Here is a 23,529-nt window from a genome sequence, read left to right as displayed (position 1 = left end):
CGCCGCCCGGAGCAAGCTCGCTCCTACAGTAAAAATAAGGGAGCGATCAATGTGACCAGCATGGAACCTGGCAACACCGGTGTCGATCCGCGCCTGAGCTTCGATGACCCACTGCTGGACGGTCTGTTGATTCTCTGCAAACTCCATGGCGCGACGGTCAGTCGCGCCAGCCTCAGTGCCGGGCTGCCAATGGCACACCAACGCCTGAGCCTGGACCTGCTGCCTCGCGCAGCGGCCCGGGCCGGTTTGCAGGCGCGCCTGCTGCGCCGCGACCTCAAGGATATTTCCCCGCTCAACCTGCCCGTCATGCTGCTGCTCAACGATGGCCGCACCGCAGTGCTGCGCCGCCATGGCGAAGACGGCCGATTGCTGATCCTGCCCAGCGAAGCCGACGGCGGCGAACAATGGATCAGGACCGAAGAGCTTGAAAAGCATTACACCGGCCAGGCCCTGTTCGCCCGGCCACGGCATGAACTCGAAGACCTGCGCTCGCCGTTGGTGCCGCGGGTCCAGGCCTGGTTTCGCGACACGCTGAAACTGTCGAAATGGCTGTACAGCGACGCGGTCCTGGCGAGTTTCCTGATCAACCTGCTGGGCTTGATGGTGCCGCTGTTCGTGATGCAGACCTACGACCGCGTGGTGCCCAACCAGGCCACTTCGACCCTGTGGGTGCTGTCCATCGGTTTGCTGATCGGCACCGCTTTCGAGTTGGTGCTGCGCGTGGTGCGTGCGCACTTGCTGGACACCGCCGGGAAGAAAACCGACGTGATCCTGTCGGCGACGCTGTTCGAACGCATCACAGGCATGGCGATGAAAGCGCGGCCGGCGACCATCGGCGGTTTTGCCCAGAGCATTCATGACTTCCAGGGCCTGCGGGAATTTCTCACCGCCGTGACCCTCACCAGCCTGATCGACCTGCCCTTTGCCTTGCTGATGTTGCTGGTGATCGGCCTGCTCGGCGGCTGGCTGGTGGTGATCCCGATCCTGGCATTTCCGATCACCATCATTTTCGCCATGGTGATTCAGGCGCGCCTGCGCGACACCGTGCAAAAAAGCCTGACCCTGGGGGCCGAACGCCAGGCCCTGCTGATCGAAACCCTCGGCGGCCTGGAAACCCTCAAGGCCTGCAGCGCCGAAAGCGAGCGCCAGCACAAATGGGAAAGCACCCACGGCGCCCTCACCCGCCTCGACAGTCACGCGCGCAACCTGGCGGCGCTGGCCACCAACGGCACCCTGTTCATCCAGCAGTTTTCCGGCATGGCGACCATCGTTGCCGGGGTCTATAGCATCATCGCCGGCAACCTCAGTGTCGGCGCGCTGGTGGCGACCTACATGCTCGGCAGCCGGGTTCTGGCCCCGCTTGGGCAAATCGCCGGGTTGATCACCCGCTACCAGCAAGCGCAACTGACCATGAAGAGTACCGACGCCCTGATGTCCCTGCCTCAGGAACGGGACGCCCGGCAACGGCCGCTGGAGCGTACGCAACTGCAAGGCGCGCTGGACGTGATCGGCGTGACGTTCAATTACAACGGCCAGAGCGCCCCGGCACTGGCCAATGTCAGCTTCAGCGTGAAACCCGGTGAGCGGATCGGCATCATCGGCCGCAGCGGCTCGGGCAAAAGTACCCTGGCGCGCCTGGTGATGGGGTTCTACGAACCTGCGGAAGGCCAGTTGCTGCTCGATGGCCTGGACCTGCGGCAACTGGACGTCGCCGACCTGCGCCATCAGATCGGTTACGTCGCCCACGACCTGCCGCTGCTGGCCGGCAGCCTGCGCGACAACCTGACCCTGGGCGCACGCTACATCAGCGACGCGCGCATGCTCGAAGTGGCGGAACTGACCGGCGTCACCGAGCTGGCCCGGCAACATCCGCAAGGCTTCGACCGCCCCGTCGGCGAGCGCGGGCAATTGCTCTCCGGCGGCCAACGCCAGGCCGTGTTGCTGGCCCGGGCCTTGTTGCTGGATCCGCCGATCATGCTGCTCGACGAGCCCACCAGCGCCATGGACAACAGCAGCGAAGACGTTCTGCGGCAAAAGCTCCACGGCTGGGTCCAGGGCAAAACCGTACTGCTGGTGACCCACCGCACCTCGATGCTGAGCCTGGTGGATCGGCTGGTGGTGCTGGATAACGGGCGGATCGTCGCCGACGGACCGAAAGAAGCGGTCATCGATGCACTGCGCAAGGGCCGCGTCGGCTCTGCGGCGGTCTAGGAGTAGCCCATGTCTGCTGATCAAGGTTCGCGCGGCTACTTCAAAAGTTTTAACAAAAGCGCCGAAGTTGAATTCATGCCGGAAACGGCCGGCGCCTCGCTGCAGGATTCTCCGCGCTGGTCACGGGTGACCGTGTGGCTGGCGGCAGCGCTGTTGATCAGCGCGCTGCTCTGGGCCAAGTTCGCCGTGTTGCAGGAAGTGACCATGGGCGAAGGCAAGGCCATTCCGTCGAGCAAGGTGCAAGTGATCCAGAACCTGGAGGGCGGCATCGTCACCGAGATCTTCGTACGCGAAGGGCAAATGGTGAACAAGGGCGACACCCTGTTGCGCCTGGATGACACGCGCTACCAGTCGAACAAGGGCGAAAGCGAAGCCGATCGGTATGCACTGACCGCGCAGGTCGAGCGACTGTCGGCAGAAGCCGAAGGCCGGCCCTTCAAACTGTCGGAAGAAGTGATCGCCAAGGCGCCGCAAGTGGCCGAAGACGAACGCTCGCTGTACGAACAACGGCAACGGCGACTGGCCAGCGAACAGCGCACGCTGAGTGAACAACTTCGGCAAAAAACCCAGGAGCTGGCGGAGTTCCGCTCGAAAGCCGGTCAGTACAGTTCAAGCCTGGCGCTGGTCAATCAGGAGATGGCCATGTCCGAGCCGCTGGTCAAGACCGGCGCCGTGTCGCCGGTGGAGATCCTGCGACTCAAGCGCAGCGCCGTGGAAATCCGCGGCTCGCTGAACGCCACCACCCTGGCGATCCCCCGGGCGGAATCGGCGATGGCCGAGATCAAAAGCAAGATCGACGAGTCGGAACAAACCTTCCGCTCCGAAGCGGCCAAGGAGCTGAATGAGAAACGCACCGACCTGTCGAAAATCACGGCGTCGAGCATCGCCATCGACGACCGCGTGACCCGTACCACGGTGACCTCGCCGGTCAAGGGCATCATCAAGGTGTTGAAGGTCAACACCATTGGCGGCGTGGTCCAGCCGGGCAGCGATATGGTGGAAATCGTCCCCCTGGAAGACAACCTGCTGATCGAGGCCAAAGTGCGGCCACAGGACGTGGCATTCCTGCATCCGGGGCAGAAAGCCATGGTCAAGTTCACCGCCTACGACTACACGATCTATGGCGGCCTGAGCGCCAAGCTTGAGTTGATTGGTGCCGACACCATTACCGATGACAAGGGCAACAGCTTCTACCTGATCCAGGTGCGCACCGATAAAAACCATTTGGGCGGGGATGCGAAACCGCTGCTGATCATTCCGGGGATGGTGGCGACGGTGGATATCATTACCGGGGAGAAAACGGTATTGGATTATTTGCTGAAACCGGTGCTCAAGGCGCGGACTGAGGCGATGCGCGAGCGGTAGTTTCGATCAGATATTTTGGATGATTGTTCTATCGCTTTCGCGAGCAGGCTCGCTCCCACAATGGAATGCGATCAAATGTGGGAGCGAGCCTGCTCGCGAAGAGGCCCGCACAGGCAACATCTATTTCGGCCCATGATTACGCTGAAAAACCTCCTCCCCCATCGCCGCAATCTGCCCCTCGATCAACGCCTCGAACGGCTTGAGCAACGGCTCGAATGAAGCCGGCGCTTCAAGCGTCTGCAACGCCTGCACAATCGCCTCCACCGTCGACAATGCTCCCGGCCCCGGTGCCTTGCGCAGTCGATAACGGGACACGCCGCCCTCGGCCAGGGTCACCCTCGGCAGCGCCGCCAGCAGTGGATTGAGGTGCAGCATCTTGCGCGCCTTGCGCCAGGTGCCGTCCGGTACCACCAGCAGCAACGGCTTGTCGAATGCGCTGTAAGCCTGTATCGGCTGCGCATCATCGCCGGGAAACAGCAAACGCGCCTGGTACCCCGGCTGATTCAACAACCTCGGCAAATCCTCGAATACCTCGCCGACGATCAACTCGGCATTGTTCAAGCCCAACGCCGCCAGCCGTGCGGTGTTCAACGCATGATTCACTTCGCCGGGATGCTGCAAGAGCAAGATTCGGGTGCGGCTATCGAGGCTGGGAATCAGTGGGCACAGGCAATGGCTTTGCGGACGCAGGCAGCGCGGGCATTGAATTCTGGACATCGTCTTAAACCTGATTGAGCTGCGCTTTGAGCAGATCGCGGAAAGTCTGGATCAGCGGCTCGCGGCTGCGGCCCCGGCGCACGATCATCGAAAACGGCGCCTGATATCCGAAGGTCGCCGGTAGCAGCACACGCAAGTCACCCTTGTCGGCCCAGGCCTGGGCGTAGTGCTCCGGCAAGTAACCGATGTAGGCGCCGGACAGCACCAGAATCAGCTGCGCCTCCATACTCTCCACCGTTGCGGCGCTGTGCTTGAAGCCATGGCGGGCTAGTTCAGCCTGGCTCCAGTAACCACGACCGACCATGCGCTGCTGGGTAATAACCTGCTCGGGAATGCGCCGCTCGTTAAACAGCGGATGCCGCGTGCTGCAATACAACCAGTGCTGCTCGCGGTACAGCGGCATGTACACCAGACCGCTCATGCGCGTGGAAAACGCGCCGATGGCCAGGTCGAGGCGGTTGTCCTGCACGCCCAGTTGCAGTTCGTAGGGGCTCATCACCGACAAATGCAAATGCACGGCCGGATGTTCCTGGCTGTAGGCGCCGATGGCTTCGGCGAACGGCAAGGCCTTATCGCTGACGGTGGAGTCGATCACCCCCAGGTTCAATGTGCCGCGCAATTCGCCCTTGAGCGCGGCGGCGTATTGCTCGAAACCTTCCAGCTCGGCCAATAGACGCAGGGTTTCCTGATGGAACAACTCGCCCTTGCTGGTCAGGCTGAAACCGCCCCGGCCGCGATGGCACAACACCAGGCCCAGCGCCGACTCAAGCTGGCTCATGTAGGTGCTGATGGCCGAGGTCGAGAGGTTGAGTTCTTGCTGGGCGTTAGCGAATCCCTGATGACGCACCACGCTGACGAAAATGCGCAATAGTTTCAGGTCGGGTAAAGCGTTGGCCATGGGGGCTCCAGACACCAATCGAATTTCAATCCTGTGGAAGGGATTTATCTGTGGCGAGGGGATTTATCCCCGCTGGGTGGCGAAGCCGCCCCGGATCTGCACCTCGGTGTGTCAGATGCACTGTGTGCGCTGGATTTACGACTGCTGCGCAGCCGAACGGGGATAAATCCCCTCGCCACAGATAAATCCACTCACCACAGAAGTGCGGCACATGGCCGCAAGTCTATCGCCATGCCAAGCATTAGTTTAGAAAAATCTGAACTAAGTATTTGCGCGTAGCGATTCTTCCCGGTCACTACATTTCGCAGAATCGGCCCACAGCGGTGCCTGCGTCTCCCCGACCTGCGCAACCGACATAAATAAAACAACGACGATGAGGCCCTACCCGTGGACAAGATTCTTCACCAACCACTGGGCGGCAACGAAATGCCGCGCTTCGGCGGCATCGCCACCATGCTGCGACTCCCCCATGTTCCTACCACTGCTGGCCTGGACGCTGCGTTCGTTGGCGTGCCCCTGGACATCGGTACCTCGCTGCGCCCCGGCACCCGTTTCGGACCGCGTGACATCCGCGCCGAATCGGTGATGATCCGCCCGTACAACATGGCCACCGGCGCGGCGCCGTTCGACTCGCTGTCGGTTGCCGACATCGGCGACGTGGCGATCAACACCTTCAACCTGCTGGATGCCGTACGGATCATCGAAGAGTCCTACGACAATATCCTCGAACACGATGTGATCCCCCTGACGTTGGGCGGCGACCACACCATCACCCTGCCGATCCTGCGTGCCATCCATAAGAAGCACGGCAAGGTCGGCCTGGTGCACATCGACGCCCACGCCGATGTGAACGATCACATGTTCGGCGAGAAAATCGCCCACGGCACCACCTTCCGTCGCGCTGTCGAAGAAGGCCTGATCGATCCGGACCGCGTTGTACAAATCGGCCTGCGTGCCCAGGGCTATACCGCTGACGACTTCAACTGGAGCCGCAACCAGGGCTTCCGCGTGGTGCAGGCCGAAGAGTGCTGGCACAAATCCCTGGCGCCGTTGATGGCTGAAGTGCGTGAGAAAGTCGGTGGTGGCCCGGTGTACCTGAGCTTCGACATTGACGGTATCGACCCGGCGTGGGCACCAGGTACCGGCACCCCGGAAATCGGTGGTCTGACGACCATTCAGGCGATCGAGATCGTTCGTGGCTGCCAAGGCCTCGACCTGATCGGTTGCGATCTGGTAGAAGTCTCGCCCGCTTACGACACCACGGGTAACACCTCGCTGCTGGCCGCCAACCTGCTGTACGAAATGCTCTGCGTACTGCCTGGCGTGGTCCACCGCTGAGGGTCGGTCATGAACGAACGTGATCAGGTTTTGAAAGCGGCTACCGACCTGGTGTCCGCCTTCGCCCGAAACGATCGCGAAGCCTACTTCGGCGCGTTCAGCGCCGATGCCAGCTTCGTTTTCTACACCCTCGAACAGCCCCTTTTGTCGCGCGATGCCTACCAGGCGTTGTGGGACAGCTGGCGTGCCGAGGATGGCTTCGAGGTGCTGTCGTGCACGTCGAGCAACGCTTTCGTCAGCCTGCAGGGTGACGTGGCGATTTTCATCCATGACGTGGCCACCGAGCTGCGCATGCAAGGGGAGCAACACTTCAGCCAGGAGCGCGAGACGATTGTTTTCAAGAAACAAGCGTCTGGCCAAGAACAACAAGGCCTGTGGCTGGCCTGTCACGAACATTTGTCCGCTATGCCGGAAGGGCTGCCAACCCCTTAGCCAAACAGGTGACGCTCACACACGATGAGCGCGCCTTTATGATCGGAGCAGATCATGAATAACAACAACAACGAAAAAAGCCTTAGCAGCATCGAAACAAACGGGGTCGAACAGATCCCGGACAATGAACGCGACGCCCGGCCCAGCGACCTGTTTCGCTTGATCTTCGGCGGCGCGAACACCTTTGCCACCGCCGTACTCGGCAGCTTCCCGGTACTGTTCGGCCTGTCGTTCCAGGCGGGCGTCTGGGCGATTGTGCTGGGCGTGGTACTCGGTGCATTGATCCTGGCGCCAATGGGCTTGTTCGGCCCCATCAACGGCACCAACAACGCGGTGTCCTCCGGCGCGCACTTCGGCGTACACGGGCGCATCGTCGGCTCTTTTCTGTCGCTGTTGACCGCTATCGCGTTTTTCTCGCTCTCCGTCTGGAGTTCGGGTGATGCGCTGGTCGGAGGTGCCAAACGCCTGATCAATTTGCCGGAAACCGATCTGACCCTGGGCCTGGCCTACGGCCTGTTCGCGCTGCTGGTTTTGACCGTGTGCATCTACGGCTTTCGCTTCATGCTGTGGGTCAACCGCATCGCGGTGTGGGCGGCCAGCCTGCTGTTCCTGCTGGGCATTTTCGCCTTTGCTCCGGCTTTCGACAGTCAGTACGCCGGCACGGTGGCCATGGGGCAGGCCGGTTTCTGGGCAGCCTTTATCGGTGCCGCGCTGGTGGCCATGAGCAACCCGATTTCCTTCGGCGCATTCCTTGGCGACTGGTCACGCTACATCCCGCGTGAGACGCCCAAAGGCCGGATCATGCTGTCGGTTATCGCGGCGCAACTCGCCACCTTGATCCCGTTCCTGTTCGGCCTCGCCACCGCCACCATCGTGGCAATCAAGGCGCCAGACTACATCGCGGCCAACAACTATGTCGGTGGTCTGCTGGCGGTATCGCCGAGCTGGTTCTTCCTGCCGGTGTGCCTGATTGCGGTGATCGGCGGCATGTCCACGGGCACCACCTCGCTCTATGGCACCGGGCTGGACATGTCCAGCGTGTTTCCACGGGTGCTGTCGCGGGTCAAGGCCACGCTGCTGATCGGCGTGATGTCGATTGCCTTCATCTTCATTGGCCGCTTCGCAGCAAACCTGGTGCAGAGCGTGTCGACCTTCGCCGTGCTGATCATCACCTGCACGACCCCGTGGATGGTGATCATGATCATCGGCCTGCTGGTCCGTCGCGGCTTCTACTGCCCGGATGACTTGCAAGTGTTCACCCGCGGTGAAAAAGGTGGCCGCTACTGGTTCACCCACGGCTGGAACTGGCGTGGCCTGGGTGCCTGGATTCCGAGCGCGGCCGTCGGCCTGTGCTTCGTGAACTTGCCGGGGCAGTTCGTCGGACCACTGGGCGAACTGGCCGGCGGTATCGACATCAGCCTGCCGGTGACCCTGGGCCTGGCCTCGGTGGTGTACCTGGTATTGCTGAGCCTGTTCCCGGAATCGACTGCGGTGTTCGGCCCGAATGATCCACGCAGCAAGAGCACGGATTCGCTCGTTAAAGCGGCGATGCGACAAGTCGCCTGAAATACCTGTGGGAGCGAGCCTGCTCGCGAAGACGGCGGCACATCCAACAAAGGTGTGACTGACAGAACGCTTTCGCGAGCAGGCTCGCTCCCACAAAGAGCAGCCCCACAGAAACGTCTTAGTTTCACCATAAAAAAGACAATCGGAGACACGCCATCATGGCTTTGGATTTATTCGTCGTACTCATCTACGCCGCCGCGATGCTGATACTTGGCTACTACGGCATGCGCAAGGCCAAGACCAACGAAGACTTTTTGGTTGCCGGTCGTAACCTGGGCCCGAGCCTGTACATGGGCACCATGGCGGCCACCGTCCTCGGCGGCGCGTCCACCGTGGGCACCGTGCGTCTGGGCTACGTGCATGGCATCTCCGGTTTCTGGCTCTGCGCCGCACTGGGTTGCGGGATCGTGGCGCTGAACCTGTTCCTGGCCAAGCCGCTGTTGAAACTGAAGATCTACACCGTTACCCAGGTGCTGGAGAAACGCTACAACCCGATGGCCCGCTCCGCGAGCGCGGTGATCATGCTCGCGTACGCACTGATGATCGGCGTGACCTCGATCCTGGCGATCGGCACCGTACTGCAAGTGCTGTTCGGCCTGCCGTTCTGGATCTCGGTACTGCTCGGTGGTGGCGTGGTGGTGATCTACTCGGCCATTGGCGGCATGTGGTCGCTGACCCTGACCGACATCGTCCAGTTCGTGATCAAGACCGTTGGCCTGATGTTCATCCTGTTGCCAATCTGCCTGTACCGCGTCGGCGGCTGGGACGAACTGGTGTTGAAACTGCCGGCGGCGAGCTTCAGCTTCACCACCATCGGTTGGGACACCATCATCACCTACTTCATGATCTACTTCTTCGGCATCCTGATCGGTCAGGACATCTGGCAACGGGTGTTCACCGTCAAGACCGCCAAAGTGGCTCAGGTCGCCGGTACGTTCGCCGGTGTCTACTGCATCCTCTACGGCCTGGCCTGCGCCCTGATCGGCATGGCGGCTCATGTGTTGATCCCGGACCTGGACAACGTCAACAACGCTTTCGCCGCGATCGTGAAACTGTCCCTGCCGGACGGTATCCGTGGCCTGGTCATCGCAGCCGCACTGGCTGCCATGATGTCCACCGCCAGCGCCGGCCTGCTCGCCGCCGCTACTACCCTGACCGAAGACCTGCTGCCGAAACTGCGTGGCGGTAAACAGTCGAGCCTGGGCCTCAACCGTGTCGTCACTATGCTGACCGGTGTTGTGGTACTCGGCATAGCCCTGGTGGTAAACGACGTGATCAGCGCCCTGACCCTGGCCTACAACCTGTTGGTGGGCGGCATGCTGATCCCGCTGATCGGTGCGATCTTCTGGAAACGTGCCACCACCGCCGGCGCCATCGCCAGCATGGGCATGGGCTTCGCCACCGCCCTGCTGTTCATGGTCAAGGACGGTCTGGATGCCAACACCCCGATCTACTACAGCCTGGCCGTAGGTCTGGTGAGCTTCGTGGTGATCAGCCTGATGTCCCGTCGCCCAGCCGTGGCAGCGAGCGCCATCTAAGCTGAACATAACAACTTGATGCTTTCTTCGACGGGTGTGGCGTCGGTTGCCACACCCGTTTTTTTCGCCTGAAGGAAAGTGATTATGAAGATCGTCAGCCGCGATCAGTGGTTCGAGGTGAAACAACTCAGCGACGGCATCCGCCTGATTCACGAGCCTTACATTCGCCCCTTCTACCGCTGCAATCTTTGGTTTGTTCAAGGCCGTGACAAAGACCTGCTGCTGGACAGCGGTTCCGGGCTCGTCAGCTTGCGCGAGCAATTGCCGTGGATCACCGAGCGGCCCCTGGTAGCGGTGGCCAGCCACTGCCATTTCGACCACATTGCCGGTCATCACGAATTTTCCGAACGCCTGGTACACCCGGCCGAAGCGCAGATCCTGGCTACACCGGACGGTGAAAACGATTTGAGCCGGGCATTTGTCGGCGACGACATGTTCGAAGCGCATCCCGATTGTCCGTTGTGCTACGCCGAGTATCGGGTCAAGGCTGCCCCGGCAACGGGCTTGATCGAAGAAGGCGATGTACTGGACCTGGGCGACCGGGTGCTGCAAGTGCTGCACACGCCGGGACACTCGCCGGGCGGCATCAGCCTGTACGAAGCCGCGACCGAGACCTTGTTCAGCGGCGACATCATCTACGACGGGCCGCTGATCGAGGACGCCTACCACTCCAACCTCGACGACTACGCCCGCAGCCTGCAGCGCTTGCGCGCGCTGCCGATCCGCACGGTGCATGGCGGGCATTTCGGCAGTTTTTCCGGGGATCATCTACGCCACATGATTGACGAGTGGCAACGCTCACACGGCTGAAGCCTGCTGTACTCAAGCCCAGGGCCAATAAAACAACAACGCCCTTGAAGAGTCATCATGAACAAAGCCGCCATTCGCGCCGCCGTGCACCGCTACATCAGCCGCCTGCTGGAGGGTCAGGATGACTTCGACGACAACGCCAGTCTGGCGCAGTTGGGATTGGATAAAACGGATATCGAAGAGCTGATCTTCCATCTGGAAGATGAACTCGGCTTGACGGCGTTTACCGCCGAGGAAGACCGGATGCTCAAGACGGCCAGGACGGCGAATGACTTGAGCCGGTTTTTGATGGAAATTGGGCGGCATTGAAACCACACGCCATCAGAGCAGCTACGCCCTCTGTGGCGAGGGAGCTTGCTCCCGTTCGAGGGCGAAGCCCTCGCGAACCTGTCCAAGCGCCACAAATGGAACCGTGCAATCAAGAGGGGCCGCTTCGCAGCCCGGCGGGAGCAAGCTCCCTCGCCACAAAAGCACCCTCTCCCAACGCTTGTTCGCTTACCGGCGACGCTGCTGGCGTCGGCGCTGTTCGTCGTCGGTGCGAATTGGCACAGGTTGCAGAGGCGGTTCGATCAAACCGAGCGCGACACCCAGGTCATGCAGCCAGTTTTGGATTTTCTCTTTCATGATGCCCCCTTCAGGGTAGTGCCGAGCGACCGGAATTCTGTAGTCGCTTCGAACTGATAATAGTCCGAAGTCCTGAGCAATGCTCGCCCAAAGTGGCAATGATCTGTTACTGAATGGCTCACAATCCGACGGCATTAAATCATGCAATCGCCCGGGCCGGGATTTGCGCCGACGGATAGAGCGCCCGCTGCTCCTCGATCCATGCATTCAGGTTGGCCCCGGCCATGCCCTTGCGCCACATCAGCCAGGTGGTGGCCGTGGCAAATGGCTCAGGCAACGGGTGGACCGTCACGCTTTCGCGGCCCGGCAGGCTGGCAAGCATTGACTCTGACATCAATGCTACGCCGGAACCTGCAATCACACAGGCGAGCATCCCCGGATAGGATTCGATCTCAATCGCCCGCCCCATGACCGCGTGGTCCCGGGAGTACCAGGATTCCAGACGCATCCTGTAGGAACAGCCCTGGCGAAAGGTGAATACCGAACGCCCTTCCACGTCCCGCGCGCTGAGTACCGGCGGGTGATCCGCCTCGCTGATCAGCACCAGCCGTTCCTCGCACAACAACACACCATCAAGCATGGCCAGTTCGGGGGGACCGTCCACCAGCGCCGCATCGAGTCGGCCGGAGAGCAAACCTTCCAGCAATTCACCGCTGGGTCCGGACTGCACTTGCAAATTCACCGCCGGGTAACGCTTGTGATAGCGCGCCAACAACGCCGGGAGGTGAATGGCGGCGGTGCTGTACATGGTGCCGAGCACGAAATCGCCGGCCGGTTGCCCGCCCTGTACCGCGGCATGGGCTTCGTCGTGCAAGGCGAACAGTTTGGCGGTGTAATCCAGCAGGACTTTTCCCGCAGGCGACAACTGCAAACGCTGACGCTCGCGAACGAACAGTTCAACGCCCAACTGCTCCTCCAGCTGCTTGAGCCGGGTCGACAGGTTGGACGGCACGCGGTGCAGGCGCTCGGCGGCGCGGGTGATGGACTCTTCCTGCGCCACCGCCTGGAAGATCCGCAACTGGCTGAACTCCACGACATTCTCCAGACAAGAACAAGTTACCCACTATTGTTCTTTTTCAAAGAATGTCAATCCATCCAGGCGCGAAGGTGCTCAGGGCTGCCCAAGTGCTCTGCGCAACCGACGGCGCAACCACTGCTCGGCGCTGACAAAGGTGATGCCCAGCAGCACCAGCACCGCGCCAATGACAAAGTTCAGGGTCAGTTTTTCCCCCAGCAACACCACCCCAAACGTAACGCCAAACAACGGCGTCATGAACGAAAACACCGCCAGGTTTGCCGCCAGATACCGGCGCAGCAACCAAAACCAGATCAGGTAACTGAAGAACGACACCACCACGCCTTGAAACAGCACACTGGCAATCGCCACACCGGTCAAACTGACGTGGGTGATCTGCCCGCTGAGCAGCGCGATCAACAACAGGCCGATGAAGCCGATGATCAACTGATAGAACAATGTCAGGGTCACCGGCGCCTCCGACAATCGCGAAGCTCGCACCACCACCGTGGTCGCGCCCCAAGCCGCGCCGGCCAGCACGCCCAGCGCATCGCCCATCAACATCCGGTAATCGAGGTTGTCCCAGGACATGCCACCGGCAAACGCGATGGCGATCCCGACGAACGCGAGGAAAATTCCCAGCCATTGCACAGGCCGCAAACGCTCGCTCGGCAACAGCCAGTGCACACCCAGTGCGGTGAAAATCGGTGCGGTGTAGAGGAATACCGACATGTGCGCGGCCGTGGTCAATTGCAGGCCTTCGGAAATGAAGAAGAACTCCAGACCGAACAAGGCGCCGGCCAACAAGCCACCGCGCCAGGTCGCACCGACCTGATCCCAACCGCCCTTCCAGCAGATCAGCAACCCCACCAGCAACGCAGACATGCCGGAACGCGCGGCCGCCTGCATGACTGGGGCAATGTCGGGCGCCGCCCACTTGATCATCACCTGCTGAACACCCCAGACCAGGCACAACCCCAACATCACTTGCAGGGCAAATCCATCGGCGCTACGCCGGGTGGCGCTCACCGGAAAACCTCGACAACGACACAATCCATGGCAGTGACTCGACAGTAAAAACAAAACCCCGGCACATGGCCGGGGTGAAAAATTATTCTATCGATTATTAACCAGATGGGCAGAAATTGCCTACAGGGGTCGGTATCAGCTCAGTTCAATGCGATCAGCATGAATGACAATCTGGCCATTCTTGTACAGCGCACCGATGGCCTTCTTGAAGTTGCCTTTGCTGACGCCGAACATGCTACTGATCACAGTCGGGTCGCTCTTGTCGCTGACCGGCAGGGTGCCGTTGTTCTCGCGCAACTTGGCGAGGATCTTCGAGTTAAGGCTGGTGGCCGCTTCCTGGCCGACCGGTTGCAGACTCAGGCTGATCTTGCCATCGGCACGAACTTCCTTGATGAAGCCTTTCTCTTCCTTGCCCGCACGCATGAACTTGAAGATTTCGTTCTTGTGAATCAGGCCCCAGTGCTTGTTGTTGATGATTGCCTTGAAACCCATGTCGGTGGCTTCGGCAACCAGCAAGTCGACCTCCTGGCCCGGGGTGTAGTTGGCCGGGGTCTTGTCCAGATAGCGATCCAGGCGCGCCGTCGCGGTGATGCGACGGGTGTGTTTGTCGAGATAGACATGCACTACGGCGTATTCGCCGGCCGTCATCTGGCGCTTTTCTTCCGAAAACGGCAACAACAGATCCTTTGGCAGCCCCCAATCGAGGAACACACCAATGCTGTTGACTTCAACAACTTTCAAACTGGCAAATTCACCGACTTGAACTTTCGGCTTTTCAGTCGTCGCGATAAGTTTGTCATCGCTGTCCAGATAAACAAAAACATTGAGCCAGTCTTCATCTTCGCTGGGAATATCTTTTGGAATATAACGATTAGGCAAAAGAATTTCGCCATCCGCGCCACCGTCCAGATATAAACCGAAGTTAGTGTGTTTAACCACTTGTAAACTGTTGTAACGCCCGACTAAAGCCATGTCCAATACCCTCATTGCGTGGGCGGCATTCTACCCGGTTTTGCAGGCCGCGTTCGGCGACCAACCCACCGGTGCGAGAAATTCCTCTGCAGGCCTTCATTTTCCTGGGTTTTACCGTACGACTCCCGCCGCTCGTCAGACCGACCCGAGGATTTTCATCGCTGCCGGCCCAGCAGGGCATCCTGTTTTTGCGGACCACGTTTTTATTTAAAACAGCGACTTAGAGGCAATTATCAAATAATGATCCGCTAATTATCCTGATCCGCCCTCGGTCATCCAAAGGATAATTGCCAAGCAAATTGCAGGTAATTCCTGTACGATGCCTGGCCAAGTTAATTTTCTACAGGTTAATGGCCGCCATGCGCGTAAAAGCATCCACCAGCAAAGCAAAGCCAGCTCCAGCCGTCGAAACCAGCGAATCGATCAACAATCAGATCGCTGCGTTCCTCAAATCCGGCGGTGAAATCCAGCAAATTGCCAAGGGCGTCAGCGGCCAGACGTTCGGCCCGTCCAAGCAGATCACCCTGGGTAAAAAATAAAAGCCCAAAAGTAATACCTCGCATCACCTGGTCCACAAGCGCTTTGAGCTTCGAAGCGCTTGGACTGGAACCCTCCCCCGCAACACCTCCCCCAAAAGACATGTACAGAAACAACGCCACGGTCCGCCGCCTATTGATCGGCTGAACTGCCGGGCTCATCCTGCGTTCACATGAGAATCAGTCCCCGAAGCCAGGCTTTCGCAAGGATTCGCCCATGTCCCGCTGGATGAAACAGCTCGCTTTCGTGCTCACCGTGACGCTCGCTCTCGGCGCGTGCAGCCGCATGGGCCTGGCCTACCGCAACCTCGACGTGATCATCCCCTGGACGCTCAGCGATTACCTGGACATGAACGGCGAGCAAAAAGGCTGGTTGAACGAACGCCTCAAGGAACACCTGACCTGGCACTGCACCACACAACTGCCAGGCTATCTGGACTGGCTGGATCGCTTGCAGACCATGATCGCGACCAATCAGGTAACCGATGCCGCATTGCAAGCCCGCACCGAAGAAGCCGAACAGGCGATCGCCGAGACCGCGCGGGAAATCACCCCGTCCGCCATCGAGTTGCTGCAAGGACTGGATGACCAGCAGGTCGCCGAAATGAACGAGGCCTTCGCCAAAGACCAACGCAAACGCCAGGCGCTGTACCTCAAGCCGTCCCTTGATCAGCAGATCAAGGACCGCGGCGAACGCATGGAAAAACGCCTGGATGCCTGGCTCGGGCCACTCACTCCCCCTCAGCAACAACGCGTCGTGGCGTGGTCCAACGCTCTGGGTGACCAGAATACGCAGTGGCTCGCCAACCGCGTCCACTGGCAGAAGCAATTCAGTGCAGCCGTTGCGCAACGTCACAGCCCCGAATTCCCACAACGAATCGAGACACTTCTGGTGAATCGAGAGCGCTTGTGGACACCAGCCTACCGCGAAGCCTTCGCCAAAACCGAAGCCCAGGCGCGTTCACTGTTTGTGGACTTGATGGCGCAAAGCACGCCGCAGCAACGTGAGCGGTTGCTGACGAAAATCGAGGGGGTGCGCAAGGACTTCAATGATTTGAAGTGTCTGAAGGCGGCAAAACAGAGTTGAACGCTGCACAAATCCCTGTGGGAGCGAGCCTGCTCGCGAATGCGGTGGGTCAATCGATAGATGTGTTGGCTATGAGACCGTATTCGCGAGCAGGCTCGCTCCCACAGGGGGATACTTGTAGTTCTCAAGCAATCTGCGCCTTCGAAGCCACCTCATCAAACGTCGCTTCATCCAGTGCATCGCCCTGCTCATCCAGCACTTGGCGCGGATGGTCATTACCGGGAATGCTGCTGTCGATCAGGCTCAATAACCTCGATCCGCGCATCGTCAAAATGTAATTTGAACCCGTCCCCCCCTGATCCTCGGGCCGGGGTTCGATATAACCTCGCGCCAACAGCAATTTTTCATACTCACCAGCCACTGCTTTCAGATGGTCGAGGTTTTCAGTGACCTCGCCTTCGGCCGTTTTGGCTGCCACATACTGCTCGGCATAGGGCCGTGGCGTAAAGCTGGCTTCGCCGTGCTGCACCTCATGCAGCAAACGCTCAATCAAATCCCAGTTATAAGTCGTCATCCTGATTCAACCTCCGGAGCCCGAGAGTGAGAGGGCCTTCATAGGTTGTGACCGGCGTGGTCGGTAGCCGTTCAGCTCAGGTTTTTGCTACGACCGACCGGCGGTATGTCGAATTACCCCAGGGCCAAACGACTAGGCTGTGTACGTCACCTCCCAGCCCCACGCAGGAGAAATCACCATGAACATTCAGAATCATCCCGTCGTGTCCCGGGAAGAATGGCTCGCCGCCCGCATACAGCACCTGGCCCACGAAAAGGCCTTCACCAAGGAACGGGACAGACTCAGCGCCGAACGCCGCGCCCTGCCCTGGGTGAAAATCGACAAGGACTACCACTTCCAGGGGCCGCAAGGCGAACTGAAACTCGCCGACCTGTTCGGTGGCCGCTGCCAGCTGGTCATTTACCACTTCATGTTTGCCGAAGGCTGGGATGAGGGCTGCCCCGGTTGCTCGTTCCTCTCCGACCACATCGACGGCGCCAACCAGCACCTGGCCCACCACGATGTAGCAGTGGTAGCGGTTTCCCACGCCCCGTTCGCCGAATTCCAGGCCTTCAAACGGCGCATGGGCTGGAGATTTGACTGGGTGTCGTCCGAAGGCTGCGACTTCAACTACGACTTTGGCGTCTCGGCCCGAGCCGAAGACGTCGCCGCCGGCAAAGCCACCTACAACTATGAAAAGACCGACGGCTCCGAAGAAGAACTGCCAGGGCTCAGCGTGTTTTATCGCAATGAAGCCGGTGAGATTTTTCACACCTACTCGACTTATGCCCGTGGTCTGGACCTGCTGGTTGGTGCCTACAACTACCTTGACCTGACGCCCAAAGGACGCAACGAGGAGGAAATCATGGAGTGGGTAAGGCATCACGACAAGTATGAGGACGCGGCGAAACCCAGTTGCTGCCACGGAGGTTAAATTGGATACCCGCAGGTCCTTTGTGGGAGCGAGCCTGCTCGCGAAAGCTGTGTGTCAGCCAACATCAATATTGACTAAACCACCGCCTTCGCGAGCAGGCTCGCTCCCACAGTGGGTTGGCGGTGTTTTTGAGAGACAACTTCAGCCCAGACCTGTCTGAACTTTTTCCACCCACGAGCCCTCAACCGGTTAACCCGCCTTAACCGGAACCGAGGCCTGACCGATGAAAACCCTGCTGAAACTCACCCTCGCCGCCACCCTCGCCTGCGCCCTGCCCGTCTGGGCCTGCACACCTGAGGAAGCCACCATCAAGCGCGAACAGTTGGCTCGGGAAGTTACCAAATTGACCGAGCAGAACCCGGCCAAGGCCAAGGAAATCAACGATGAGCTGCAGAAAATGGATTTGGGGACCGCTTCCAAGGATCTGCCGGACAAATGCCAGCTGATCGATCATCGCCTGAAAGAGCTGGGTGTGGCTGAGAAGAAGGCCGAAACCTGACCTTCGCGCCTTATACCTTCAAACCAAGTTCCGCTGACAACCGGGCCGTAGCCCCTTTGATCAGGGGAATCAGCTCGGCCATTTTTTCCAACGGCATGTAGGGCACGGTACTGGCGATGCTGATGCCGGCGACAATGCGCTTGCTGGCATCGCGGATCGGTGCCGCCACGCAGCGTATCGAGGGTTCGTTGTCTTCCAGATCGAAGGCGTAGCCACCGGCGACATATTCGAGCATGCGCTGCTGGAACTGCTCCCAGGACTGCTCCGGATGCTGCGGCCAGAACTGATTTTTTCCGCCTGCCGGCAGGCTGATTTCGTACAGCCGCTGCCACTCTTGCGGTGTGTCATCGAGCATCAGGGCCTTGCCGATCCCGGTGCGCGCCAACGGCATGCGATGGCCGACACGCGAACGCATTTCCGGGCCATTGCGTCCCGGATTCTTGTGCAGGTACAGCACTTCATCGCCTTCGCGGATGGCCAGGTGAATGGTGTCGCCGGTCAACGCCGACAGTTCATCCAGATACGGCCCGGCCAGGGTCACCAACGGCAACTCTTCCCGCGCCTGAAACCCCAGTTCGATCAGCTTCGGCCCCAGCAGATAACCGACTTGCGGCACCACCCGCAGATAACGTTCGTCCACCAGGCAACTGGCCAGACGATGGGTGGTGCTGCGCGTGGTGCCGATCAGCCGGGCGATTTCCTTGAGATCGCGGGCGCCGCTGGCTACGGCCTGAACTACACCCAGACCGCGAAGCAGGGTCTGGGTGCCGGTCGGCGCGGCGTCCTTGGCGATTTTTGGGGCGTCTTCCTGCATATTCAGCCTTTACCGTTGAGCGAGGGAACGGGCGGCATTATGGTCGCCCGCATGCCAAGACTACAACTTGATACGCTCGACCTTGCCCACCAGCAACACGTAGGAAAGTGCCCCCATCAACGCCAGCACCGAGATGTAGGTGATCGCCGGAGCAAAAGAATCGCCCGTGGCGAGGAAACCGATGACAATCGGCGTGGCGATGGCCGACAGGTTGCCGATGAAGTTGAACACCCCACCGGTCAGACCCAGCAAGCGCGCCGGTGCCAGGGTCGACACCAGCGACCAGGTGATCGAAGCCAGGCCGTTGCCGAAAAACGCCAACGCGAGGAAGGCAATCACCAGCGGCGTCGACTCAACGAAGTTGGCACCGATAATCGAGGTGGAAATCAGCAGACCACTGATGATCGGTAACTTGCGGGCGAAACCTACCGAATAACCACGACGGATCAGGAAGTCGGAGAAGAAACCCGAACACAGCACGCCGACAAAAGCCGCGAGAAACGGCAGCGACGCCAGCAGGCCGGACTTGATGAAGTCCATGCCGCGATATTTCACCAGGTAGGTCGGGAACCACGTCAGGAAAAACCACAGCGTCGAGTTGAGGCAGAACTGGCCGAGGTAGATGCCCCAGAGTTTGCGCTTGGTCAGGACAATGCCGAGGTCGGTCCAACTGAATTTGGCTTTGACTTTGGCTTGTTCGGACTGAATGTCGACGAGGCCACCGCCTTCGCGGATCAGCTCGATTTCAGCATCGTTGGCACCTTTGAAATCCCGGGGTTCGCGATAGACCGCGTACCAGATCACGGCCCAGATAATGCCCACCGCGCCGGTGCTGACGAACACCATGTGCCAGCCATAGTGATGCTGCAGCCAGGCCAGCACCGGTGTCAGGAACGCCAGGCCGACAAACTGCCCGGAGGTGTAGAAACCGATGGCCGTAGCCCGTTCGCGCTCCGGAAACCAGGTGGTGACGACGCGGCTGTTGATCGGATAGGCCGGTGCTTCCAGAGCGCCTACCGCCATGCGCAGCACGAACAGCGCGATGAAACTGGCGGCGAAACCCAGCATCACCGTGGCCACCGACCACAGCAACAGTGCAACGCTGTAGAGAATGCGCGGCGGTACCCGGTCCACCAGCCAGCCACCGGGAATCTGCATGGCGGCGTAGGTCCAGCCGAAGGCTGAAAAGATCAGGCCGACGTGAATCGGATCGATGCCCAGGTCGCTGGTCAGCGCCGGCGCGGCAATCGACAGGTTGCTGCGGTCCAGGTAGTTGATCACCACGGTGATGAACAGCAGGACCATGATGAAAAACCGCTTGCGGCTGGGCGTCACCAACGACGCCTGCCCGGTGAGGGTTTGCGGTTGCATGGGGGGGTGCCTCTTTTTATGTTTATTGAGGTCGTCGTGAAACTAGTACTGAACCCTGTGGGAGCTGGCTCGCCAGCGATAGCATCCTGTCAGTCACATCAATGCTGGATGTGCCGCCGCCATCGCTGGCAAGCCAGCTCCCACAGGATTCAGTGTTGAATCAGGGAGTGATCACCACTCGGCAAAGCTGCCGTCGGCGTGGCGCCAGATCGGGTTGCGCCAGCGGTGGCCGACAGCCGCGCGTTCGATCACGTATTCCTCGTTGATCTCGATGCCCAGGCCCGGGCCATTCGGGATCTTCACGAAGCCTTTGTCGTAGTCGAATACCCGTGGGTCCTTCACATAGTCGAGCAGGTCGTTGCTCTCGTTGTAGTGGATGCCCAGGCTTTGTTCCTGGATGAACGCGTTGTAGCAGACCGCATCCAGTTGCAGGCACGCGGCCAATGCAATCGGGCCCAACGGACAATGCAGCGCCAACGCCACGTCGTAGGCCTCGGCCATGTTGGCGATCTTGCGGGTTTCGGTGATGCCGCCGGCGTGGGACGCATCGGGTTGAATGATGTCGACATAGCCTTCGCTGAGCACGCGCTTGAAATCCCAGCGCGAGAACAGGCGCTCACCCAGGGCAATCGGCGTGCTGGTCAGCGGCGCCAGTTCCTTGAGCGCTTCGTAGTTTTCGCTGAGTACCGGCTCTTCGATGAACATCAGTTTGTACGGGTCGAGTTCCTTCATCAGCACCTTAGCCATCGGCTTGTGCACCCGGCCATGGAAGTCCACGCCGATGCCGACGTTCGGACCCACCGCATCACGTACGGCCGCGACATTGGCCAGGGCCAGGTCGACTTTTTCGAAGGTATCGAGGAACTGCAACTCTTCGGTGCCGTTCATTTTTACCGCGGTGAAACCACGGCTGACCGCTTCTTTTGCCGCCCGCGCGGTGTCTGCCGGACGGTCGCCGCCGATCCACGAATACACGCGTATCTTGTCCCGCACCTGGCCGCCCAGCAGGTCGCTGACCGACACCCCCAACGCCTTGCCCTTGATGTCCCACAACGCCTGGTCGATACCGGCCAGGGCGCTCATGTGGATCGCACCGCCGCGATAGAAGCCACCGCGGTAAAGCACGGTCCAGATGTCTTCGATGTTGCGTGGGTCCTTGCCGATCAGGTAGTCGGACAATTCTTCAACGGCCGCGGCAACGGTGTGGGCACGGCCTTCGACCACGGGCTCGCCCCAGCCGGTGACGCCTTCGTCGGTTTCGACCTTGAGGAAGCACCAGCGCGGCGGAACGATGAAGGTGGTCAGTTTGGTGATTTTCATCTGGTTGTCTCTCTTGTTATTTGCAGCGCGATCGGCGCCGGAAAAGTCTTAACGCAGAGCGTTCCATGCAGCGACATAGGCCTTGGCACTGACCGACACTTGCTCAGGCGTCATGCCCGGCTTGAACAAGCCCGAACCCAGGCCGAAGCCTTTGACACCCGCGTCGATGAACACCTGCATGTTGTCCGGGGTGATCCCGCCGACCGGCGCCAGAATCGTTCCCGCCGGCAGCACCGCGAGCCAGGCTTTGACGACCGCCGGGCCCATCTGCTCGGCCGGGAACATCTTCAGCACATCCGCACCTTCGGCCAGCGCCGCGAAGGCTTCGGTCGGCGTGGCGACGCCCGGCGACAGATACAAACCGGCCGCTTTCGCCGCGCGTAGCACCTTGGGATCGCTGTGGGGCATGACGATCACCTGGCCACCTGCCGCCTTCACTTGCTCGACCTGCTCCGGCGTCAGCACCGTGCCTGCACCGATCAGGCAATCGGCGGGCAAGGTACTGCGCAGGATGCGGATACTTTCGTACGGCTCGGGGGAATTGAGCGGCACTTCGATGACGCGAAATCCGGCTGCGTACAGGACTTCTCCGATGGCGGCGGCTTCTTGCGGACGCAGGCCGCGCAGGATCGCGATCAGACCGTTTTGCGCCAGTGCTTGTTTGAGCATGTCAGGACTCCAGTCAGGTTTAACGGGATGGGCTGGCGGCAATCAATCCGGCGGCGACCGCCAGTTGCCACAACCCGCGTTCGGTGGCCTGTTCGGCCAGGGTCACCCGGGCAAAACCGCAGGCGTCGAGGGCCCGGCTATAGCGGCTGCACAGTTGGGAATTGCCGATCAGGATGATTGAAGGCAGGTGCACGCTGTTGCGTCGGCGTCGTTGAACGTTGGCCAGGGCTGCCAGTTCATGGCCAATCAGCAGGCCGGACAGATAATCCGCCTGCGCCGTGGTGCTCAGTTCACCGGTCAGGCCCAGGCTGCGGGCACTGAACAGGGTCGACAGCACACCGATGTCGCCGTCCGCCGATAACGCGACCTGCACGCCGCGATCGAAAGCCTCACCATCGAACGCGCCGCCGCGCTGCTGCGTGCGCCCCAGAATGCTGTGTTCGCTGAGCACGGCGAAGACTTCGCCGGTCATGAACGTATCGAAATGCACGATGCAGCCTTCGGTCACTTCCACCCATTTCGAATGGCTGCCCGGCAGGCCGATCAGCAGATCGGCGCCCGCCTCGCTCGACAGGGTTTGCAGCACGCCGAGTACCTGGGTTTCTTCACCACGCATGACGTTGGGCAAGTGCGAACGCTGAATCACCCCAGGCACGATGTGCACGTCGACACCGCGAAGACTGCGCACAATTTGCAGGGAGGTTCCGAGACTGGCGACGTTCGCCGGTGTATCGCGGTAAGCCGCTTCGCGCCAGCCCTGGGCGCTGCCGACCATGCCGCAGGCAATCACCGGCAAATCGGGTTGGGCATCGAGCCAGTCACCGCAGGCCTCATCGAAGGCCAGTTCAAAACCATCGGTGCATTCGCGACCGCCGATGATTCGCGGCGCCTTGGGCAGCTGCATGATCCCCGACGACAGCGAACGCTGCTCGAGCACCTGGCCGCCCGCGGCAAGTTTGTAAGCACGTAATGAGGTTGTCCCCCAATCCAGCGCGATCAATTGCGCCCGCATCGCTTCACCTGTTTTGTTTTTTGGCAGTGAGTGAGGCGGACTATAAACCTGGACACCCATAAATCTCAATATATAAATATCAATCCCATATATTGAGACAAAACAAAAAAAGATCGCAGCCTTCGGCAGCTCCCACATGGACCGCGATCCTGTAGATACCGTCTTGTCCCTCATCGGGCAAGCGCAAAATTCGGGTCAAATGGCTGGCCCGATTTAAGAACGGCGTAGACAAAATGTAGGAGCTTGCGCATTGCTGCACAGATGATCTGTTTGGGGGCC

Annotated in this window: 24 protein-coding genes; 12 read left to right on the top strand and 12 right to left on the bottom strand. The window is 60.2% G+C overall.

The features are described 5' to 3' along the window. Positions 1-51: 51 nt before the first annotated feature. Both CKW21_RS24230 and CKW21_RS24225 read left to right on the top strand, forming a co-directional pair. On the top strand, positions 52-2,211 hold the full coding sequence (locus CKW21_RS24230; protein ID WP_095196416.1) for a type I secretion system permease/ATPase: 2,160 nt from the start codon (positions 52-54) through the stop codon (positions 2,209-2,211). Positions 2,212-2,220: 9 nt separating this feature from the next. Beyond that, positions 2,221-3,576: an HlyD family type I secretion periplasmic adaptor subunit gene (locus CKW21_RS24225; protein WP_095196415.1), complete on the top strand. Its 1,356-nt coding sequence runs from the start codon at positions 2,221-2,223 to the stop codon at positions 3,574-3,576. Positions 3,577-3,696: 120 nt separating this feature from the next. On the opposite strand, the gene CKW21_RS24220 is transcribed toward CKW21_RS24225, so the two are convergent. Beyond that, a complete protein-coding gene (locus CKW21_RS24220; protein ID WP_095196414.1) occupies positions 3,697-4,293 on the bottom strand; it encodes a tRNA-uridine aminocarboxypropyltransferase in 597 nt (198 codons plus the stop codon). A 4-nt stretch (positions 4,294-4,297) separates the two neighbouring features. After that, complete coding sequence (locus CKW21_RS24215) at positions 4,298-5,191, bottom strand: LysR family transcriptional regulator (protein ID WP_095196413.1); 894 nt, start codon at positions 5,189-5,191, stop codon at positions 4,298-4,300. A gap of 387 nt (positions 5,192-5,578) precedes the next feature. Here CKW21_RS24215 and speB point away from each other — a divergent pair, with 387 nt between their 5' ends. The 6 genes from speB (at position 5,579) to CKW21_RS24185 (ending at position 11,184) form a co-directional block, all read left to right on the top strand. Further along, on the top strand, positions 5,579-6,529 hold the full coding sequence (speB, locus tag CKW21_RS24210) for an agmatinase (RefSeq protein WP_095196412.1): 951 nt from the start codon (positions 5,579-5,581) through the stop codon (positions 6,527-6,529). Between the two features lie 9 nt (positions 6,530-6,538). Then, on the top strand, positions 6,539-6,961 hold the full coding sequence (locus CKW21_RS24205; protein ID WP_095196411.1) for a nuclear transport factor 2 family protein: 423 nt from the start codon (positions 6,539-6,541) through the stop codon (positions 6,959-6,961). A gap of 54 nt (positions 6,962-7,015) precedes the next feature. Beyond that, entirely contained in the window at positions 7,016-8,527 is a 1,512-nt protein-coding gene (locus tag CKW21_RS24200; protein ID WP_095196410.1) for a cytosine permease, read from the top strand. Between the two features lie 158 nt (positions 8,528-8,685). Further along, a complete protein-coding gene (locus CKW21_RS24195) occupies positions 8,686-10,065 on the top strand; it encodes a sodium:solute symporter (RefSeq protein ID WP_095196409.1) in 1,380 nt (459 codons plus the stop codon). An 84-nt stretch (positions 10,066-10,149) separates the two neighbouring features. Further along, positions 10,150-10,875, top strand: coding sequence for an MBL fold metallo-hydrolase (locus CKW21_RS24190; protein ID WP_095196408.1), 726 nt, complete (start codon positions 10,150-10,152; stop codon positions 10,873-10,875). Positions 10,876-10,932: 57 nt separating this feature from the next. After that, positions 10,933-11,184 (top strand): phosphopantetheine-containing protein, encoded by a 252-nt coding sequence (locus CKW21_RS24185; protein WP_095196407.1) that lies wholly within the window; start codon positions 10,933-10,935, stop codon positions 11,182-11,184. Between the two features lie 186 nt (positions 11,185-11,370). Here the strand turns inward: CKW21_RS24185 and CKW21_RS31955 are convergent, their stop codons facing one another. The 4 genes from CKW21_RS31955 to CKW21_RS24170 all read right to left on the bottom strand — a co-directional run bounded on the left by CKW21_RS31955 (position 11,371) and on the right by CKW21_RS24170 (position 14,515). Next, positions 11,371-11,499 (bottom strand): PA1414 family protein, encoded by a 129-nt coding sequence (locus CKW21_RS31955; protein WP_007914492.1) that lies wholly within the window; start codon positions 11,497-11,499, stop codon positions 11,371-11,373. Between the two features lie 139 nt (positions 11,500-11,638). Beyond that, on the bottom strand, positions 11,639-12,532 hold the full coding sequence (locus CKW21_RS24180; RefSeq protein ID WP_095196406.1) for a LysR family transcriptional regulator: 894 nt from the start codon (positions 12,530-12,532) through the stop codon (positions 11,639-11,641). A 78-nt stretch (positions 12,533-12,610) separates the two neighbouring features. Continuing rightward, the gene (locus CKW21_RS24175; protein WP_095196405.1) at positions 12,611-13,543 is read right to left on the bottom strand and encodes a DMT family transporter; all 933 of its coding nucleotides are present in this window, start codon (positions 13,541-13,543) and stop codon (positions 12,611-12,613) included. A gap of 135 nt (positions 13,544-13,678) precedes the next feature. Next, positions 13,679-14,515, bottom strand: coding sequence for a S1 RNA-binding domain-containing protein (locus CKW21_RS24170; protein WP_095196404.1), 837 nt, complete (start codon positions 14,513-14,515; stop codon positions 13,679-13,681). 350 nt (positions 14,516-14,865) lie between these two features. On the opposite strand from CKW21_RS24170, the gene CKW21_RS24165 reads away from it, so the two are divergent. Then, a complete protein-coding gene (locus CKW21_RS24165) occupies positions 14,866-15,054 on the top strand; it encodes a hypothetical protein (protein WP_028621608.1) in 189 nt (62 codons plus the stop codon). Between the two features lie 214 nt (positions 15,055-15,268). Continuing rightward, a complete protein-coding gene (locus CKW21_RS24160; protein ID WP_095196403.1) occupies positions 15,269-16,138 on the top strand; it encodes a DUF6279 family lipoprotein in 870 nt (289 codons plus the stop codon). Between the two features lie 124 nt (positions 16,139-16,262). Here CKW21_RS24160 and CKW21_RS24155 read toward each other — a convergent pair whose 3' ends face one another. Further along, a complete protein-coding gene (locus CKW21_RS24155) occupies positions 16,263-16,652 on the bottom strand; it encodes a transcriptional regulator (RefSeq protein ID WP_095196402.1) in 390 nt (129 codons plus the stop codon). A gap of 178 nt (positions 16,653-16,830) precedes the next feature. Between CKW21_RS24155 and CKW21_RS24150 the strand changes: the two genes are divergently transcribed. Both CKW21_RS24150 and CKW21_RS24145 read left to right on the top strand, forming a co-directional pair. Beyond that, the gene (locus CKW21_RS24150; RefSeq protein WP_095196401.1) at positions 16,831-17,565 is read left to right on the top strand and encodes a thioredoxin family protein; all 735 of its coding nucleotides are present in this window, start codon (positions 16,831-16,833) and stop codon (positions 17,563-17,565) included. Positions 17,566-17,788: 223 nt separating this feature from the next. Then, on the top strand, positions 17,789-18,064 hold the full coding sequence (locus tag CKW21_RS24145) for a hypothetical protein (protein ID WP_095196400.1): 276 nt from the start codon (positions 17,789-17,791) through the stop codon (positions 18,062-18,064). 10 nt (positions 18,065-18,074) lie between these two features. Here the strand turns inward: CKW21_RS24145 and CKW21_RS24140 are convergent, their stop codons facing one another. The 5 genes from CKW21_RS24140 to CKW21_RS24120 all read right to left on the bottom strand — a co-directional run bounded on the left by CKW21_RS24140 (position 18,075) and on the right by CKW21_RS24120 (position 23,250). Further along, on the bottom strand, positions 18,075-18,878 hold the full coding sequence (locus CKW21_RS24140; RefSeq protein WP_095196399.1) for an IclR family transcriptional regulator: 804 nt from the start codon (positions 18,876-18,878) through the stop codon (positions 18,075-18,077). 60 nt (positions 18,879-18,938) lie between these two features. Beyond that, positions 18,939-20,249 carry an MFS transporter gene (locus tag CKW21_RS24135; protein ID WP_095196398.1) on the bottom strand — a complete coding sequence of 437 codons (1,311 nt, stop codon included), beginning with the start codon at positions 20,247-20,249 and terminating at the stop codon, positions 18,939-18,941. Between the two features lie 171 nt (positions 20,250-20,420). Further along, positions 20,421-21,569 (bottom strand): galactonate dehydratase, encoded by a 1,149-nt coding sequence (gene dgoD, locus CKW21_RS24130; RefSeq protein ID WP_008085519.1) that lies wholly within the window; start codon positions 21,567-21,569, stop codon positions 20,421-20,423. Positions 21,570-21,617: 48 nt separating this feature from the next. Continuing rightward, positions 21,618-22,238, bottom strand: coding sequence for a 2-dehydro-3-deoxy-6-phosphogalactonate aldolase (locus CKW21_RS24125; RefSeq protein WP_095196397.1), 621 nt, complete (start codon positions 22,236-22,238; stop codon positions 21,618-21,620). A gap of 19 nt (positions 22,239-22,257) precedes the next feature. Then, on the bottom strand, positions 22,258-23,250 hold the full coding sequence (locus tag CKW21_RS24120; protein WP_095196396.1) for a 2-dehydro-3-deoxygalactonokinase: 993 nt from the start codon (positions 23,248-23,250) through the stop codon (positions 22,258-22,260). Positions 23,251-23,529 lie beyond the last annotated feature (279 nt).

Source organism: Pseudomonas sp. Irchel 3A7, from assembly GCF_900187565.1.
In the GTDB taxonomy this organism is placed as follows: Bacteria; Pseudomonadota; Gammaproteobacteria; order Pseudomonadales; family Pseudomonadaceae; genus Aquipseudomonas.
This window is presented reverse-complemented; position numbering and strand designations above follow the sequence as displayed.

Bases quoted from the DNA above. Each gene is read 5' to 3' on its own strand.
- CKW21_RS24225 (WP_095196415.1), top strand. From the start codon at position 2,221: ATGTCTGCTGATCAAGGTTCGCGCGGCTACTTCAAAAGTTTTAACAAA.
- CKW21_RS24220 (WP_095196414.1), bottom strand. From the start codon at position 4,293: ATGTCCAGAATTCAATGCCCGCGCTGCCTGCGTCCGCAAAGCCATTGC.
- CKW21_RS24215 (WP_095196413.1), bottom strand. From the start codon at position 5,191: ATGGCCAACGCTTTACCCGACCTGAAACTATTGCGCATTTTCGTCAGC.
- CKW21_RS24205 (WP_095196411.1), top strand. From the start codon at position 6,539: ATGAACGAACGTGATCAGGTTTTGAAAGCGGCTACCGACCTGGTGTCC.
- CKW21_RS24200 (WP_095196410.1), top strand. From the start codon at position 7,016: ATGAATAACAACAACAACGAAAAAAGCCTTAGCAGCATCGAAACAAAC.
- CKW21_RS24195 (WP_095196409.1), top strand. From the start codon at position 8,686: ATGGCTTTGGATTTATTCGTCGTACTCATCTACGCCGCCGCGATGCTG.
- CKW21_RS24190 (WP_095196408.1), top strand. From the start codon at position 10,150: ATGAAGATCGTCAGCCGCGATCAGTGGTTCGAGGTGAAACAACTCAGC.
- CKW21_RS24185 (WP_095196407.1), top strand. From the start codon at position 10,933: ATGAACAAAGCCGCCATTCGCGCCGCCGTGCACCGCTACATCAGCCGC.
- CKW21_RS31955 (WP_007914492.1), bottom strand. From the start codon at position 11,499: ATGAAAGAGAAAATCCAAAACTGGCTGCATGACCTGGGTGTCGCGCTC.
- CKW21_RS24170 (WP_095196404.1), bottom strand. From the start codon at position 14,515: ATGGCTTTAGTCGGGCGTTACAACAGTTTACAAGTGGTTAAACACACT.
- CKW21_RS24165 (WP_028621608.1), top strand. From the start codon at position 14,866: ATGGCCGCCATGCGCGTAAAAGCATCCACCAGCAAAGCAAAGCCAGCT.
- CKW21_RS24160 (WP_095196403.1), top strand. From the start codon at position 15,269: ATGTCCCGCTGGATGAAACAGCTCGCTTTCGTGCTCACCGTGACGCTC.
- CKW21_RS24155 (WP_095196402.1), bottom strand. From the start codon at position 16,652: ATGACGACTTATAACTGGGATTTGATTGAGCGTTTGCTGCATGAGGTG.
- CKW21_RS24150 (WP_095196401.1), top strand. From the start codon at position 16,831: ATGAACATTCAGAATCATCCCGTCGTGTCCCGGGAAGAATGGCTCGCC.
- CKW21_RS24145 (WP_095196400.1), top strand. From the start codon at position 17,789: ATGAAAACCCTGCTGAAACTCACCCTCGCCGCCACCCTCGCCTGCGCC.
- CKW21_RS24140 (WP_095196399.1), bottom strand. From the start codon at position 18,878: ATGCAGGAAGACGCCCCAAAAATCGCCAAGGACGCCGCGCCGACCGGC.
- CKW21_RS24135 (WP_095196398.1), bottom strand. From the start codon at position 20,249: ATGCAACCGCAAACCCTCACCGGGCAGGCGTCGTTGGTGACGCCCAGC.
- dgoD (WP_008085519.1), bottom strand. From the start codon at position 21,569: ATGAAAATCACCAAACTGACCACCTTCATCGTTCCGCCGCGCTGGTGC.
- CKW21_RS24125 (WP_095196397.1), bottom strand. From the start codon at position 22,238: ATGCTCAAACAAGCACTGGCGCAAAACGGTCTGATCGCGATCCTGCGC.
- CKW21_RS24120 (WP_095196396.1), bottom strand. From the start codon at position 23,250: ATGCGGGCGCAATTGATCGCGCTGGATTGGGGGACAACCTCATTACGT.